General features: G+C 66.7%; 1 protein-coding gene. It reads left to right on the top strand.

Features of this window, described 5'->3' with window-relative positions; all coding sequences use genetic code 11:
• Window positions 1-255: hypothetical protein (locus MFF21_RS23775; protein WP_373325094.1), on the top strand; the 255-nt coding region annotated here is incomplete at both ends.

Raw genomic sequence — 255 nt, 5'->3', positions numbered from 1 at the left:
AGTACGTGCGCAACGCCTTCGCCACCTGCAAGGACGTGCGCTTCCCGACCGGCCGTTACACGATCACCAACCAGATCACCTTCTGCAACACGCAGCAGCTCCGCGGCGCGGGCGCGGCGCGTGAGGTCGGGCGCTACGGCACCACGATCCGAGTCCCGAAGACTTTCAACATGAGCGCCGGATCCGTCTTCAAGGCGGCCGACAACGGCGGCATCGACGGGGTCCTGATCGACTTCGACCAGAGCGGCGTCGCCG

The sequence above is a fragment of the Methylobacterium organophilum genome (assembly GCF_022179465.1).
GTDB classification, from domain to species: domain Bacteria; phylum Pseudomonadota; class Alphaproteobacteria; order Rhizobiales; family Beijerinckiaceae; genus Methylobacterium; species Methylobacterium organophilum.
This window is presented reverse-complemented; position numbering and strand designations above follow the sequence as displayed.